Consider the following 14,532-nt stretch of genomic DNA (forward strand, 5'->3'; position numbering starts at 1 on the left):
AGGCAAATTTAAAGCTGATCCGACTCTGCTTTTTAATTCTATTTTCTTGTATCCTAACATGTTAATCCAAGATGATTTATGACTGGGTTTAGCCGTTTACTTAATATTTTCTTCTAAGTATTTAGGCTTATATATAGAAACGACCTTTCTTTTATAAAATTAACAATTAATTTCCAAATCATTCAATTAATGTCTTCAAACGTTCAATTAGCGATAAAACATCAACGTCTTTTTCCATAACATCTTCTAAAATAAGGTTAAGAGCAGCGTCATGGTTTAGCTCTTGTGCATCTTGAATCTCTTGTATTAGTTTTAATGCTTCGTGTTTGTTTAGAGTACGTAATTCATTGGTTCTATTAAGCTCTGCGCTAACTAGCCAAAGCTTTACTCCTGTAACACTCAATTCACTTTTGAAAGCAGGTAAATCTGCGGTAGTCATATTAAGTTCTTCCGGACTAAACACTTCGTCTACTATTGCAATTTCATCAGGCTCGAAATCAGAGGTTTCTAAATTTGGATCATCAATGTCTTGAATTAAGCTATCGGTATAATGAAGCTTTGTTGGTAGTTCCTTATTAAGTATTTTCATTACTTTTTTAACCATCAAATTAAGTGCTTTTGCGTCAAGCTGAATATCTAAGTCATATAACACTTTGTCTATTTGGTCTAAAGCTAATTCAGTCCTAATTGCATCAAAAGCACTTAAACCGCGACTAATGAGTTTGTTTTTTTCACTTTGCACAAGTAATTCCGAACACTTTTTGATATGAGTTTCTATCAACTTTACTAAATGAGATTGTTGTAATTTTTCGTCTTTAATTGCCTGAGATTGACGTTTTAATTCTTCTCTTTTTGGCGCGGTAAGCTTTTTAATTCGCTTTCTAACTTCTGCTTTGAATTGTTCAAGGGCACGATAGTCAGAAGGCGTTGAACTGGTATAAAGAGGCTTCTCAACACCTTCAACAACAACTTTCAGGTGATTTTTGCTAGATTTGCTGTATGAAAAATCAATGTCATAGGGCATTAACATTATTTTTAATTGTGAAACCACTTTTCGTTGAAACTTAGATAACCATTTATCTGTACACATACTTTACTTCCTTAATATTTTTAAATAGTTTAAATTCTCTATTTGAGTTGAAACTTATGCTTCGTTAATTTCTTTATGTTCTGCATAGGTAAACAACCTACATTGGCAAGAATTAACAAATTAATTTGAAAATATTAATGAACAGCGTTTAGACCCATAAGTTAAACGGTTTCTTTTAAAAAGTGCCGATGTAAAAACTGCTGATAATCCACGGTCATTTTTGTCTAAAGGGGATTAAGTGATGCTTTGAACTGCTGATTTATAAAGGTAAGGAAGCTGAAGTTTGGAAATATACTTTACGATGTTGGTGGTATGAGCTTTTTCTATGTCGTGACATAGTATTTGTGCGATACTTTTTCTATAAAGCCCTGAACTGAATCATTAGTGCTATTTTAAAAAGATAATGCTATATGAAGCCAGTTAATTGGCTTTATTTTATTCGGGTATATCAAACATAAAGCCAACAGATAAAATAGGGTATGTCGAAAAGCTGGTGAATATAATGGCAAACATTATAATACTGGTGAATTAAATAGAGAGATAAAACCATTAATACCTCTTTAGTTGCAAATATACGATTATAGAACGTACTACTTTTTAAAATTAAGTCGTAATCACGCTTCAAAACAACCTAAAGCGTAACCTAACTACTACTCGAACTCCCTAGTGTAGAATTAATTAATTAACTTCCGTCTATGGGATTTGTTTTATAAATTTAATTGTCCTTCATAATAATATTTATGCTAATTTTACCTTTGACCCCTCTCATGTTTTCACTATTACTCAAATAGCCACTCCCTTCAGCAGCCGTGCCTTCTTCATCAACATATATAGTGGCAGTTAATAGATCTTCACCGTCATTTAGAATAGAAATATCTAATGACTTACCAAGATATGATGATAATGAACTCTTCATTTGAGCGCTGTTATCTGTATTGGGAGTAAGATATAAGTCAACTTCATTATCTGAGCCTATCACACGTCTTACATCTAATATAAAGCCTGCACCACCAAAGTTAATCGGTTGAGAGAACCAATCAGCTAATGAAGTTCCTGATGCTGCGAGTAATACCGTTTCAGCAAATTCGTAAAGGTTTTCTTTCTTTTGTCTCTTAAATGGAATGATATTTTCTGTAGGTTGTTCAACAGATGAGCCTGCTTTCGCAATAAGTATATCAAGTTCATCCTGCAATGATTTAGGTATCCCTTCAGCTAATTCTTTATCTACCTCATTAGCCATATCGTTAAAAACATCACTTTCATGCATTAATAAAATCTGTTTCGTTATATTCTGATTTTTCATGATGTTGCCTCTGAATTATCTATTAGTTCTCGTAAAAACTGGATTTGCTCATGCGGATTATTTACGACAACTCCATGACGTTGGGTGCACTCAGATACATTAGCAATAAATCGATTTAATTCTTGCGTTGGATTGGTAGAACTATAGCCGACATGAATAGCTAATTTATTTAATGGCAAATCATATTCATTAAAATCCCAAAAAGCCGCCTCGAAAAATTTTCGTGTATCAAAATTAGATATATTAAGCAGTAATTTATCAAAACAACTTTTTATCCATTGATATGCTTCTTTTACAAAAATATATTGTTCAGGGTTTTCAACTTGTGAAAGTGCTATCTCACTTTCACAAGTATCTTCTATTGGATTGTTCGTAATGCCTATATACGGTCCACTTAAAGGCTCCCTTTCTGCTTTGGGTAACCTTCGGATAAAGCCCAATACTATCAACTGATCCATATAACAAGAATGGACAGTTCGCCTTATATAACTAGTTATCATTTTTCGATCATCTTCAGATTCAAACTTATTTTCATCAAAAAAATTCTGTTTAAATAACTTAAGGAAGACCTCTTGAACAACATCATCAACAAAACCTTTGTGGTCTGGAGACTTTATTTTCCATGCCGTTATTTTTTTGATTAACAACAAGTACTCAGCTAACTCCTTATTGTTTGCTCTCATGAAATTACTATCCTTATTCATTTAAATAATACAGATGAAATATCAGTATATGGCATTAAAGAGTTCATTCAAATGGAATGAGTTATACCATTCTTAACTTAGAGGTTTAGTTTTTATATCCTGCCCTCTTAGCCAGATAACTTCGCCAGTACTTTTGAAGCCTATAGCCTTGTAACGATGCTTTACTAACTTCACCTAACCAAACGTCTTGAACCAAACTAGGTTATGGACAAGCTTTTCCTATTCGTTCAATTACCTAAGTTTTCGTGTTCATATAGAGAAACTAGCTACTGATGTGAAAATTAACATTTAATTTAAAATAAAATTTCGACATATTATGCTTTTATAATTTTCATATGGTGCATCAAGACTTCAATTGGGTCTTTTTCTTTTTGTTAAAGTATCACTTAAAGTTTGATGAGGGGCATGATAGCGCCTCTAAATTAGGTGGCCAAACTAGCGATGCTACTACAACATAAAGTTATGCTGTTATCTTGCCGTAGCTGGGAGCTTGTGAAAACTGTTTGCTGTTTAATTAATTAAGGATGTCGTTTATCGTGTGGATAGCCGTTGTCTAAAAGCAAAACATCCTTACTAAATAACTCACTGTTACCATCCCTCAATATTAATTCCCCTGTATATTTAAAAGCTTTATGTTCTCGCATTATTCGCTTTTCTTCGTCTTGTGCATCAATACCAAACGGGTGAAATTTTTCAGATAATACGGTAATTTTACTTTTATCTTTTCTAAAGCGTTCTTTGACTGTTAAGTTCGTTATGCCTATTTTGTAGCAAAGCTGATTTCTAGTCTCAACACGTAAGTAATAAAGTGTTGCGGGTATAATTGGGTTAAAGCCGCTTTTAGCACAAGATGGACAGCCTTTAGCAGCTAAGTGACCGTCAGGCGTTTGGAGAAAGCCTTCATGTATATGGCAAATTATTTTTATCTTTGTGATGTTGTTAATGTAATTAACTAACGAATAATCATAGGTTTCACCGTGTATTCGTTTAGCTTTCTCTATAAAAATTAACGTAGTGCATGTTTTCATTTTTGCTGTTAATTCATTGCCGCAATCATTACAGCCTTTACCAGCTAAGTGAGCATCGGGTGTTTGGAAGAACTCTTTATGTACACTGCATATTATGGTTACAGGTGTATCGCAATTAACATAATCAACCTTTGAGTAGTCATATCTTTTTTTATGTATAGCTTTAGCTTTTTTTATGAAATCTGGAGTGTTGGAGCTTAATTTTTTTGCTGTCGATTGGCTGCTGCAAGCATTGCAACTGTGACCCTTTAAGTGATTTGATGGTAATTGTTTAAATCGACCGTGTACTGAGCAAATAATAAATACATTTGTAAGTGCATTTTTGTACTTCACTAAAGAATAATCGAACCTATCGCCATGCACTTTTTTGGCTCTAAGAATAAACTCCTCTTTCGTAAATGCTTTTCCCATTATCTACTTCTTCATTTCAAATTTTAGTGTGGGAGAGTAATAAAGTATCATACTCAAAAATCGGTTAAGCAGTTTCAGCTTTTGAACTCAAGCACCAAGCGGTGATAGAGGCTTTAACTCAAAGAGGCAGTTCTTGAGTGCCTCGGTATCCATTTTGCTACTCTATACCTAATGTGAGTTGAGTTGGTCTGTGTAGTAAGTTTGCATTAACGTCTATTACGTCAACAGGACTTCCTGAGGCTGTACAATCAAGCTCTAAAATATCCCTAGTAAACAACTCTGTGTTGCCAGCACCTATCAGCACATTTGGTCCATAATATTTTTCATGTAAAAACTGCTGTAGTATTTCAGTTTCATGCTTTTTAGCTTCTAACCCTACCTTAAATTCCCATTCTTTGATGACTCTTATTCGAGCAAGATCTTTTGATGAAAATCTACGGTGAATAGTGAGATTAGTTATACCTATTTTGTATAAAATTCCACCGTCATCTTTATTTACAGCGATATAATAAAGTATGCCAGACTTGGTTTGATCAAAGCCAGATATAGCACAACCAGGACAACCTGCTTGATTAGTTCCAATGTGATTACTAGGAGACTGTAGGAAGTGACCATGCTTCTTACAGACAATTTCTACTTTCACAGAGCTAGTTTCATAATTTACTTTTGAATAATCATAGCTGTCACCATGAATGGCTACGGCTTGTGTTTTGAATTCTTCAAGAGATTTTCTTCTTTTTACACCCGCAACTATATCGCTGCATTTTGAGCAGCCAAATCCTAGAATATGATTATATGGGTTCTGTTCAAACACACCATGAGTTGAACAGATAATTTTGATGTTACTTTGTGCATTTTGATAGTTGGCCAATGAATAATCGTATACTCCACCATGAGCTTCTTTAGCTTTACTTAAAAACTCTTCTTGAGTGAAACTTAACTTCTGAGCAACTTCTTCACGGCCACATTCGTCACACCCAAACCCTCTTAAATGTGACATAACTCTTTGTAAAAATGAGCCGTGTTCGGGGCAAATGATTTCAACTTTAGACTCAACATTTTTGAACTTTACTCTAGAGTAGTCATATTGACAGTGATGAAAATTCTTAGCACGTTCAATAAACTTCCCAATTGATAGAGGCTTATTACCACCACATTCATGGCACCCATGTCCAGTGCTAGCATGATTGGCGGGGGTTTGTTCAAACTCACCATGTTCAGGACAAATTATCGTGACCTTTTTTATCGCTGCCAAATATTTAACTTTTGAATAGTCGTACTTATTACCGTGTTTTTCACGGGCTTTATTTATAAAATCTTTAGTTGTGACTCGTTTAGACATGTATAAATCCTAGCATAATTTGATAGTAGGTATCTTTAACTTATGAGCACTATTATTTAATAACTACTATCTACGTTAAAAACCAAAATAGCTGTTTACTCCATATTTTGGGGCAAGAACAATGAGCACTTTTGAGACATTTACAAGGGGGGCGAAGTTTTCTAAATATATATGTACAACAACTGGATCATACTATCGTGCCTGCATATAAAGACAGGCTATGAAAGTATATTATTAAAAAGAACAAACAAGTAGTTGACCATTACACTTACAGGTAATTTCAAAAATGATCCTAAATCACTATATAAAGGATATATGAGACTCAGTCTGCAATATTTAGGATCACTTTGTGAAGGTTTGTTGACGTTATCTGCTGGTTGTTCTTTAGGTCAACTGATAGCCATAAGCGGTCATTGAGCTTTTGTGAAAGCACGATCATATTTGGGCAATACTAACTGATGTTTCTTGCTCATTTGTGGGGCAAGTTTAAGCTCATTGCTGCCGTTGACCTTCCATCAATTGATGTTAACTTTGAGCGAGTTGCAGTCGTTTTAGTAGTGTTAATGTAATCATTACATTTCTTTAAAGCAGACCTTGTTCCTGAGTATAGTAAGCGAAGTAAAAGTTGTGTTATTTTTGATTGCTTTAAATAGTCGAACAGCCCATTTAACTATAAGTTATGGAACCAATTCTAGTCTAAGCGTTCTATTATATTTATCATTAATACAAATCACACCTGGCTCATCTACTGCCGCCATTATTGAGCGTTTCTCATAGATATCAAGGTCATCTTCTGGCAAGCAAGATGTGATGCGAGTAAATTCAAATACGCAGTCTGGATCTTTATGGGCGATTTTTTTGAAGGTTTTTAGCATACTACCTGAACCTTTATATCCATCATCAAGGTCATCGGTTTTATGCTGACCCACATACGAATATTTATGCCCCTTAAAAGTGAAGGTAATTTTATATATGTAGCGAAATTTATATTTTTTCTTATTCGGTTCGTCTTCGATAGCTTTTAATTTTTGTGTTATGAAACTTTCAAATAAGAGCGAAATAATAACTTTACAGCCAGGTTTGTATGATCTTAGGGGTAAAAACTCATTAAGGTATCTATCGAATTCGTCTTGGATTTCGTCAGTCAAGCGATACATACTTCCATAGTTTTCTTTGTCTTCATCAAAAAACCAATCGGTTGAACTTCTCTCGACTAATCTTATTAATACATGATGTACAGGGTACTGCAAATTAAAAAAGTTGTAGCAATGATGTTCAAAATCTTCGGGGTTCATTGTTATGACTTCGAAACAACCCTGAATTAAATCGTTTAATATGATCAGTTTTTTTTTGTTCGTGGTTTTGTATTGGTAATCCGAAAATGTTTCTTCGCCCCATCTCTGAGCAAGCATTTCTTTTACTTCGCTAGGGGAATATTCGTTACTATCACTTTTTTTATTTACAGGCATAACAGGCTCTTTGTTTTTGTGTAACTTGTTCAAAGTATAATATATTTTTTGACAACTTTGATTGAATAACCGTAAGCGGCACAAAAGAAACCTTAGCCAAACTTTTTTATACACACAAATGCGCCGCGGATAGTCCGCTTTTCTGGACGCCCAACATTTTTAGCATATTTAACAAACGGTTCAAAATGACACTGAGAAGTCATGCCAATACAATTATGTGAATGGCGGCTTTGGTGGCATTTTTGCCAGTCATGCTATCCGATTAATTGGCAATATTTATAGTCAAACAATGCATATTTATATCTGTGTGGAACGTCCGCTATCGTATCAAAGTGGTCATTAGATAGGATGATTTTGGTTACTAAAAAGCGACCATTAAGATGAAGACTCAATCTCATTTGGTGAGTGCTAGTCTCAAACATTATGCGCAGTCACAAATCTGTCCCTAAATGAGAATACCAAGAATATTCTCATTTCCGACGAGATTAACCACAATTCTAATTGAAGTAACTGTTGTTATAACCTTTAGTGTAAAAACTTTACTTTTTGGTATTGATCTTTCTATGAAAACTGTCAAAGTGAAGTTGCTTGTTTATTCTCACTTGATTTAGCACTTGTTTTAGTTAACGTCATAGAGATAGATATTAGAGGTACTGACAGGCTCTCCTCAGACAAAAACCTGCACTACAATTCGGCCTAGTTTAATTATGTGACATCAATCGTTAATATAATAAACTAGCATTACAATATTAATAAAGGAGTAGCGCTTCAATGTGTTCGATCTTTGGTATATTAGATATAAAAACAGGTGCGCAAGCACTTCGTCCTAAAGCATTAGAATATTCTCGTCTTTTACGTCACCGCGGACCAGATTGGTCTGGAATTTATCACAGCGACAATGCCATATTGGTACATGAACGCTTATCCATTGTTGATACTGAGCATGGAGCTCAACCACTTTACAATAGCGATAAAAGCAATGTACTGGCGGTTAACGGTGAAATATATAACCACAAAGCGTTAGCCGCTAAGTTAAACATTGATTATACTTTTCAAACGGCCTCTGATTGCGAAGTTATTTTACCTTTATATGAAGAGTTCGGAACTGATTTTGTTGATAAATTACAAGGTATGTTTGCCTTTATTTTATACAACGAAAAAGACAATTCTTATTTAATTGCCCGTGACCATATTGGTATTATCCCGCTTTATACCGGTTATGATAGTGATGGTAACTTTTATGTTGCCTCTGAAATGAAAGCATTAATGCCAATTTGTAAAACTGTTGAAGAATTTCCTCCTGGGCATCTGCTAGATAGCCGTGTTGGCAAGTTACAAAAATACTACAAACGCAACTGGCAAGACTATGCTGCGATTAAAGACAATACCACCAGCACCACTAAAATTCGTGAAGCGTTAGAAGAGTCAGTAAAAAGTCATTTAATGACCGATGTGCCTTACGGCGTATTATTATCGGGTGGTTTAGATTCATCATTAATTTCTGCAATTACGCAAAAGTTTGCTGCCCGTAGAATTGAAGAAAATGATTTAAGCGAGGCTTGGTGGCCAAAAGTACATTCATTCGCCTGTGGTCTTGCCGGATCGCCTGATTTAATAGCCGCACAAACAGTCGCTGACAGCATTGGTACTATTCATCATAGTATTGTTTTTACTGAGCAAGAAGGTATCGACGCCCTTAAAGAAGTTATTTATCACTTAGAAACCTATGATGTAACCACTATTCGTGCTTCGACTCCTATGTATTTAATGGCGCGTAAGATTAAGGCCATGGGTATTAAAATGGTACTTTCGGGAGAAGGCGCTGATGAATTATTCGGTGGCTATTTATATTTCCACAAAGCGCCAAACGCACAAGAGTTTCATGAAGAATTAAACCGCAAGCTTGACCGTTTACATAAATTTGATTGCTTACGTGCCAACAAATCAATGTCTGCCTGGGGCATTGAAGCTCGCGTGCCCTTCTTAGATAAAAACTTTATGGATGTTGCTATGCGCATCAACCCAGAAGATAAACTTTGTGGTAATGGCAAAATGGAAAAAGCCATTTTACGTGAGTCATTTGAGGGCTACTTACCTAAAGAGATTTTGTGGCGTCAAAAAGAACAATTTTCTGATGGTGTTGGCTATTCTTGGATTGATGGTTTAAAAGCCCATGTTGAAGCACTCGTTACCGATCAACAACTGGCAAGTGCTAGTTTTAGATTTCCGGTGAATACTCCTGATAATAAAGAAGGTTATTACTACCGCACTATTTTTGAAGAACGATTCCCATTAGCTTCCGCTGCCGAATGTGTTATGGGTGGCAAGTCTGTTGCTTGTAGTACCGAAGAAGCACTCGCTTGGGATGAAAGCTTTCAAAACAATGCCGACCCATCAGGTCGTTCCGTGTTGAGTGTTCATAATGAGAGTTATTAATAAGCGCTTGTAACTGCTTGTTTCACTAGCAAGATCATAAAAAGCCGATATTTGATAATATCGGCTTTTTTATTTTTCTCGATTCGATTTAGCTGATGCTATTTTGCTACAGATGGCTCGGTCACAGAAAAAATCTTCTTCCCCGCTACCCAGGTTTGTAGTACCTGACTTTGCCAAATTTTCTGCTCAGACATAATAAAGAGATCATCAGAAATTAAAATAAAATCGGCTTTTTTACCTGCCTCTAAGCTACCTAAAAGCTTTTCTTGATGCCCAGCATAAGCGGCATCAATGGTAAAACTTCTCAAGGCCTCAGCGCGTGTCATTTTCTGATCTGCATACCAGCCACCAACGGGTAAGTTTTTATGGTCTTGTCTGGTAATAGCTGCGTGTAAACCATAAAAAGGGTTTGCTGATTCCACCGGAAAATCTGAGCCTGCGGCAATAACAACATGATTATCAAGTAACTTTCGCCACGCATAGGCGCCTAGGATACGTTCTGTTCCAAGGCGAGTAACTGCCATGTTTTTATCGCTCGTCGCGTGTGTCGCTTGCATTGACGCAATGACATTGAGCGATGAAAAACGCGGGATATCTTCTAAACGCAATACTTGAGCATGCTCTATTCTATGCCGTAAAGACTTAGTTTTACTTTTAGCAATGGCTTGCTGATAGACATCCAATATCAATTTATTAGCATTATCACCAATGGCATGGGTATTGACTTGAAAACCAGCATTCATAGCAAAATCAATATAGTGTTGTAAGGTTTCATTATCATGCAATAACAAGCCCTTATGACCAGCGTGATCGCTATAATCGTTAATTAATGAAGCTCCCCTACTGCCTAAAGCACCATCTGCTTGAATTTTTACACTGTTAAAAGCAAACATATCATTCTTACTTCTATAAGGTCCCTGCTCTAACTGTTGTTGCCAGTTTTCGCTTGGTAAATACAACATGCCATTAATACGAATAGTCATATTATTTTCACTAGCAAGCTCTTTATATAAGCCAATGTTTTTTTGATCTATACCTGCATCATGGACACTTGTTAAACCCATACTGGCAAGAGACTGCATTGCTCTGCTTAAGGCGACTTTATTTTCTAGTCGTGATGGAGGAGTAATGCTGTTAGTAATTAAATCCATAGCATTATCAATAAAAACGCCGGTTGGTTGACCATTTTTATCTTTTATTATCTCTCCGCCTTGCCCAGCTTGACTCGCAGAAGTAATACCGGCTAATGCCATAGCTTTTGAATTTGCCCATCCCGCATGGCCATCAACTCGCCTGAGCCACACGGGTGTATCAGGGAAAAATTTATCTAAACTTTTAGCACTTGGAAAGGTATTATTAGACCATTGCACCTGATTCCAACCCCGACCTAGAAGCCATGTTAATGACGGATTATCATTTGCATAAATTTTGGCTCGGTTAACGGCATCTAACTCTGAAGACGTATTAACCAGATCAACTTGCATTAGACTATGCCCATAACCGAGCACATGTCCGTGCGCATCAATTAAACCTGGCAGCATAGTTTTGCCCTGACCATTAATAACTATCGCATCATTAGGTATTTCAACCGTCTCTCCTAGCGGATAAATTTTATCTATGGTGTCGTTAGTAAACGAAATGGCAGAAAACTGTGTTAATGATTTATCAATGAAAGTATATCCATTAATATTTTTTATTAGGGTTGTTTGAGAGAAAGATGGACTGCTAATTAACAGGGTTGCAAATGCGGTAATGTACTGAAGTTTATTTAGTTTAATCATGTTTGTTATTTTTAAATGGTCGGATGCTTAACAACCATAGCCTTTTTTTAGCAAGGTTTACACTGTACAGAGTAAAATGAATGTAAACATTTTTATAATGGCTAATTTATTCAGTGGTACAACCCGTTTATATTTAGCAACTTAACTTTGCTGACTAATTTAGTTAAAATAGCAAAGCAATAACTGTAATAACTTAGTAATTAAAGGTAAACACGTGTCAGAAAAACATCTTATTTGGGATTTACCCCTACGCCTGTTCCATTGGAGCTTTGCTTTCACCATTTTGGCTTGTTGGTATACCGCAGAGCAAGGCAGTGACTTGGTTGATATTCATATGCAACTGGGTTTTGTTGCCATAGGTTTAATTGTGTTTAGAGTATTATGGGGTATCGTTGGTCCAAAACATGCGCGTTTCTCGCAGTTCTTGCCCTCGCCAAAAAACCTAATTTCCTATTTGAAACAGTCTAAAGGCACTAAGACTTCTGCCGGTCATAATCCACTGGGGGCTTTAATGGTTATTTTGATGATTGTCTTAATATCCATGCAAGCCATAAGTGGCTTATTCATCGATGATGATGTCTTCTCTTCAGGGCCGTATTATGGCGCTTTAGGCAGTGACTTTGGTAAAGTCATGAGCTTTTTACATCACAACACCTTTGACTTCATGATCGCTGCCATTGCTCTACACTTAGGCGCGATTGTTTATTACTGGCGAGTGAAAAAACAAAACCTAGTAATCCCGATGATCACCGGTAAAAAAACGGCTCAACAAGTCTCAGCCGCTGATGCGATACCACACTCTAAACTAGTGCTCGCTTGTATCATTGCCATCGCTTGTATCGTCTTTGTTTATTGGTTGGTTGTTATCAATGTCCCGGTAGTTGAAGAGTTTTATTATTAACGAGTACCATGCCTGCCTAGGTATCAATAAAAAGTCGATAATTAAACAAGTCCTCTTAGACAAAAAGGTTAGCCAATTGGCTAACCTTTTTTTATAGCTACAGCAGCTACTCTATAAAGTGATGAACTATGGCAGATAAGATAAGCTTTGCCGGTACCTAGATCACGATGACATAAACCTCGTCATTAAGACGTAAGCTTTGCTTATGATTTTCTGTTAACAGCACGGGACGGTTTTGAGGGCAATAAAAAAGCCCCGCATAACGCTAAGGGCTTTGATAACGATTATTTACTCAGAATACTTTGTCTTTACTAGTCTTTCTTAAAGTCGTCATGACAACCGCCACACGTTTTACCCACACCACCGATGGCTTTTTTAATAGCGCCTTCATCGTTAGTTTTAGCGGCTGCGATTAAGTTCGCTGAAGCTAAGGTTAACTTTTCGATATCTTTACTGAAATGTGTAGGGTCTTGCCAAATTTTTGCTAAAGCTTCCGTTTCAACATCAAACTTTGAAGTATCAGTACGGGTATAGTCAGCAATCATCAATGATAATTGGTTGATACGTGTTGCATTTTTTTCAACAACTTCAGCATCAAGGGCAATTTTACCCTTCGCCATTGCACCTAACGTCCCCATATTACTACCAAGCAATTTAAAAATTGATTGGCGTAATTCAGTTGCTCTATTGGCATGTTTTTCAGAGCTTGCTGGCTGAGCCATACTCGCCGTTGCCGCAACTAAGCTGGCAGATACTGTAATCGCTATAAAAGCTTTTTTAAGGACACTCATTGAAACTCTCTCTTTTGGTAATTATTATTTTGATATTTTTTATGTTGATGATGATTACTTAGCTGGTTCAACCTACGAGCAAAAAGCAGCAAGAAACCTACATTAGCAAGTAATCATCTAACAAACTGTGAAAGTTTTTCTTTAAAAACTGGTACTTATAGTAATTTACTTAAAGGCCATTAACAATATCTTTTACCAGTGGTGGCCCTTGATAAATAAAGCCGGTATATACTTGTACTAAACTGGCACCGGCTTGTAATTTTTCATTGGCATCATCACTCGAGGCAATACCGCCTACGCCAATAATAGGTAATTTATTATCAAGCGCCTCACTGAGTAGCTTAATAACTTGAGTGCTTTTGTCTTTAACCGGTTGTCCGCTTAATCCGCCTTGCTCAGTACCAAACTCAAGCCCTTCTACACCTTCTCTAGATAACGTGGTATTGGTCGCAATAACACCATCAATACCATTATCAATTAATGACTTGGCAATAGATTTAACTTCATCTGCATTTAAATCTGGTGCGATTTTAACCGTCAGTGGAATATACTTGCCATACTTATCGGTAAGTATTTTTTGTTCTGCTTTTAATGCTGCTAGTAATTCATTTAGGGCGTCACCATATTGTAGTGCACGTAAACCTGGGGTATTGGGTGAAGATATATTCACTGTGATATAAGTCGCCAAGTCGTAGACTTTACGCATACAATGTAAATAATCATCTTTTGCATTTTCTTCAGAAGTATCTTTATTTTTCCCGATATTAATGCCTAAGACCCCTTTAAAATTGGCGGCCTGTACTTGTGAAACCAAGTAATCAACACCCTTATTGTTAAAACCCATACGGTTAATTATCGCATTAGCTTCAGGAAGTCTAAAAATACGAGGTTTGTCATTACCGGGCTGTGGACGTGGTGTAACTGTGCCTACTTCGACAAAACCAAAACCCATCGCAGCAAAGGCGTTAATACATTCACCGTTTTTATCAAGCCCTGCAGCTAAACCCACTGGATTTGGAAAGTTAATACCCATCACTGTTACTGGTTTATCTTGTACCGATTGCTTATACAAAGCATTTAAGGGGCTTTTACCCGTGCTTTTTAAGCCCTTAATCGTTAATTCATGGATGGTTTCAGCGTCAAACTGAAAAAGTACTTTACGAATGGCTGGATAAAACATAGTGCCTCGGCTTATATGAAAATTATAATAAAAAATCCCCGCTTGGCGAGGATTTTATCAGTTAACCTTAGCATTACAATATGCTAGAGCTGTTTG

General features: G+C 36.3%; 11 protein-coding genes. 2 read left to right on the top strand and 9 right to left on the bottom strand.

All coding sequences use genetic code 11. The features are described 5' to 3' along the window. Positions 1-178 precede the first annotated feature (178 nt). From F580_RS0117495 to F580_RS24905, 6 genes are all read right to left on the bottom strand, one after another. The gene (locus tag F580_RS0117495) at positions 179-1,090 is read right to left on the bottom strand and encodes a hypothetical protein (protein WP_019029050.1); all 912 of its coding nucleotides are present in this window, start codon (positions 1,088-1,090) and stop codon (positions 179-181) included. 715 nt (positions 1,091-1,805) lie between these two features. Continuing rightward, on the bottom strand, positions 1,806-2,393 hold the full coding sequence (locus tag F580_RS0117500) for a hypothetical protein (protein WP_019029051.1): 588 nt from the start codon (positions 2,391-2,393) through the stop codon (positions 1,806-1,808). Next, complete coding sequence (locus F580_RS0117505) at positions 2,390-3,076, bottom strand: RNA polymerase sigma factor (RefSeq protein WP_019029052.1); 687 nt, start codon at positions 3,074-3,076, stop codon at positions 2,390-2,392. Before F580_RS0117505 ends, F580_RS0117500 begins: the two co-directional genes overlap by 4 nt. A 539-nt stretch (positions 3,077-3,615) precedes the next feature. Continuing rightward, positions 3,616-4,536: a hypothetical protein gene (locus F580_RS24900; RefSeq protein ID WP_019029053.1), complete on the bottom strand. Its 921-nt coding sequence runs from the start codon at positions 4,534-4,536 to the stop codon at positions 3,616-3,618. 157 nt (positions 4,537-4,693) lie between these two features. Then, complete coding sequence (locus F580_RS0117515) at positions 4,694-5,878, bottom strand: hypothetical protein (protein ID WP_019029054.1); 1,185 nt, start codon at positions 5,876-5,878, stop codon at positions 4,694-4,696. Positions 5,879-6,555: 677 nt separating this feature from the next. After that, positions 6,556-7,347 carry a GIY-YIG nuclease family protein gene (locus F580_RS24905; RefSeq protein ID WP_019029055.1) on the bottom strand — a complete coding sequence of 264 codons (792 nt, stop codon included), beginning with the start codon at positions 7,345-7,347 and terminating at the stop codon, positions 6,556-6,558. A 771-nt stretch (positions 7,348-8,118) separates the two neighbouring features. On the opposite strand from F580_RS24905, the gene asnB reads away from it, so the two are divergent. After that, complete coding sequence (asnB, locus tag F580_RS0117525) at positions 8,119-9,783, top strand: asparagine synthase B (RefSeq protein WP_019029056.1); 1,665 nt, start codon at positions 8,119-8,121, stop codon at positions 9,781-9,783. Positions 9,784-9,881: 98 nt separating this feature from the next. On the opposite strand, the gene F580_RS0117530 is transcribed toward asnB, so the two are convergent. Beyond that, the gene (locus F580_RS0117530) at positions 9,882-11,564 is read right to left on the bottom strand and encodes an amidohydrolase (protein WP_019029057.1); all 1,683 of its coding nucleotides are present in this window, start codon (positions 11,562-11,564) and stop codon (positions 9,882-9,884) included. Between the two features lie 214 nt (positions 11,565-11,778). Between F580_RS0117530 and F580_RS0117535 the strand changes: the two genes are divergently transcribed. Continuing rightward, complete coding sequence (locus F580_RS0117535; RefSeq protein WP_019029058.1) at positions 11,779-12,465, top strand: cytochrome b/b6 domain-containing protein; 687 nt, start codon at positions 11,779-11,781, stop codon at positions 12,463-12,465. Between the two features lie 311 nt (positions 12,466-12,776). Here the strand turns inward: F580_RS0117535 and F580_RS0117540 are convergent, their stop codons facing one another. Together F580_RS0117540 and pyrD are read right to left on the bottom strand one after the other, a co-directional pair. Continuing rightward, positions 12,777-13,256 (bottom strand): c-type cytochrome, encoded by a 480-nt coding sequence (locus F580_RS0117540; RefSeq protein WP_019029059.1) that lies wholly within the window; start codon positions 13,254-13,256, stop codon positions 12,777-12,779. Between the two features lie 169 nt (positions 13,257-13,425). Then, positions 13,426-14,436, bottom strand: a complete 1,011-nt coding sequence (gene pyrD / locus F580_RS0117545) for a quinone-dependent dihydroorotate dehydrogenase (RefSeq protein WP_019029060.1) — start codon at positions 14,434-14,436, stop codon at positions 13,426-13,428. Between the last annotated feature and the right edge of the window lie 96 nt (positions 14,437-14,532).

Source organism: Colwellia piezophila ATCC BAA-637, assembly GCF_000378625.1.
In the GTDB taxonomy this organism is placed as follows: domain Bacteria; phylum Pseudomonadota; class Gammaproteobacteria; order Enterobacterales; family Alteromonadaceae; genus Colwellia; species Colwellia piezophila.